The organism is Pseudoalteromonas sp. HM-SA03, assembly GCF_002289345.1.
GTDB lineage: Bacteria > Pseudomonadota > Gammaproteobacteria > Enterobacterales > Alteromonadaceae > Pseudoalteromonas.
Map to the genome: position 1 here is coordinate 1 of NZ_NSDG01000027.1, position 2,632 is coordinate 2,632.

1 protein-coding gene is annotated in these 2,632 nt (G+C 45.9%); it reads right to left on the reverse strand.

Annotated features, from left to right (window positions below):
- Positions 1-1,860: contractile injection system protein, VgrG/Pvc8 family (locus CKO50_RS24470; RefSeq protein WP_255229434.1), on the reverse strand; the 1,860-nt coding region annotated here is incomplete at its 3' end.
- Positions 1,861-2,632 lie beyond the last annotated feature (772 nt).

Here is a 2,632-nt window from a genome sequence, read left to right on the forward strand (position 1 = left end):
GCCGCCATTGGCAAGGGTGAGGTTGCCAGAGCCACTGCCTTTAATCGTGATATTACCTTGGCTTTGAATGAGTTGACTTCCCGCTGGGGCGGTGATGGTAAGATTGTTGTCTGCCTTGAGGTTGATATCACTTTGGATAACACTGCGATGACTGCGACCCGCCTTAAGGGTCAAATCTTGTTTGGCGCTGACGTCAATTTGATTGGCGGTGACGTCTAGGTTGGTTGCGGCATCGGCAATCACCGACTTTTTACTCTCCAGTGCCAGTTGTTGTTTGGCGCTGGCAATAAAGGTTTTATTGGTGAGTAGTCGAATTGCGCTTTTAACACTGCCAAGTTGTATGTCTTTGGCTGCAAAAATGTTCATTGCGCCTAGTTGCGCAAGCCAGTGGATATAAGGCTGCTTTTTATCTCCATGTAACACCAAGTGCTGGTTGCCCGCTAAGGTTTGCAACACAATATGCGGGGTATTTGGGGTGTCATCAAACATCAATAGGTTTTGGCCGCGAGAGCAGAGCACGTTTTGGGTGTTATTGACGCTAGTAACAACAGACGGTTGCGTGTCGTTAAGGGCAAACCCTAACAAGTAACTTTGGTCTGGGTCGTTGTTCATACAACCGATGAGCACATTACTGTCTGGCAGCAGTGGAAAGTGTANTGTCGGTTGCTTTTGACCGCGACAGGCATATTGTGTGAGGCGCTTTACCGACTCGGTCACCTGACTATCAAAATGTACTTGCGTGGCATATTGCCCTTGTGCATCTAAGTGAGGATTAGCCTTTGACCCCGACAGCGAGCGCACCGTGGCGGTAAATACCATCGGCTTGGGGCTATGCTCTGGGGGCGCGATACGTATTGGCTCACCCCGAGGTACACACACCGACTCGCTATGATATGCAACTTGCTTAGGGTCATTGGCACTGCCTTGCTTATACACCTGTTTACTGCGAATACAGGTATAATCGCCGCCTTTCGCTGTGCCCAATTTACCATTTAACGAAAACGAATAACCGGCATTGGCTTCAGCTACGTTTCCTACCAGCGTGACTTCATTTTTACCTTGTTGATAGGCAAGCTCGAGATTGCCAGTGCGTTCAAATTGCTCAGCAGGATTGTGTGCGGCGGGCTCAAAATAGCTACGCTGGGCCGAGCTGACGGAGGTTGGCGGATGGGCATTCATATGCACTTGGGAGCCACCCATTTTAAAACGATGGCGGCTTTGGCACTGCGTAAACCCAACAAAGCCAGTTTCATGCTCGTGAACCATGCCATCTTTATCCGTTACCGACAGCAAGCCTCGCTCAATATAGGGGCTTGCAAGGTTCCCCTCGGCAATCACTATCGACTCAATAAAATCATGGCATTCAAACCAATAGATTAACCCGTACTTTGCTAAGAGTCGGGTGAAAAAGGTGTAGTCGTTTTCTAGCGCTTGTACGCACTGCGGTAGCGTGGGTAAATCTTTAGTGACTCGCCATTTTATCCGGTCTTGTGAATAGCCGGCTTTTTGTATCAACTTGTTGAGGACAGACTGAACATTGGCTTGTACAAAGATTTGGCTTTTTTCTGTTTGCTTAAGTAACTCAAGGCGAGGCTTTAAGACCACCTCTGCACCACAGGTGTGCTCAGACACAAAACCAGATTGAATATCAAACAAAGTCCCAGTGAAATAGGTTGATATTGCATCTGGTGACTCAATTTCAAACGTAAGCATATTGCCGACAAGTAATTCATCAGCCAGGTCAAATTGGGATTCTAGGTTCGCTTTGAGTAAAAAGCCGCTATTGATACAGGTCGTGAGTTCAAAATCGACGACATGTACAGGATGGTTAGTACCATACACCACAATCCTTGTTTGCATTTTTTATGTCCACTGTTGTTGGTTAAAGCCGTTCCACCAATACGCGGTACTACTTCCTAGTGTGCTGCGATTGGTTTTTATTTGCGCGCTATTGTTACATAAAAGGCAAGCATTTTTAACTCATTTTTTTATTCAGCATTAGAATGCTTATCTTTTGGCATAATGGGTGGTTTTTAAATCTCAAGCCAAATGAAAACGGTGTCAGCTTGCCCTCCTTGGCAGATATCAAAGCGCATCCATGCGCTTCTCGTTCATTCTTTTTAAACGACGAAAAAGAACGAACCAAGAAAACGTCGCCCCAACATCACACTTAATCCTCAAACCCTAAGCCGATATATAATACCAATTGCACTAAGTCTCCAATCAATTTGAAGGGTGAAATACCATATTAGCGTCGTTAAAAATTTCTCATTTAGAACAACTAAATAGCAAAATTTTTGCCTTGCTACTAAAGCTATTTCTCCGCTTCAAATTGCTCATTTACCTAATACAATTGGTATCGCAACCGCCTTGTAAGGCACGTCCCTGTGCCAGACAAGGCTTGGCCGACATCCTGTCGGCACATTGCATATCGACTGATGCTTTTCGGGTGTGATGGAGGGGGAAATAAGTTGTCTGTTAGCTGTCCACAAAGCCATCAGAAACATAGTTGTTTGCAAGCACCACAATAATTTATCAGCGCATTGTGTCTCCCTCATCACACCCGAAAGTAAATTGCCAATGAGTCATTTCAACGCATGNGTGAAAAGCGGTGACAGGGCCAAGGATGGCC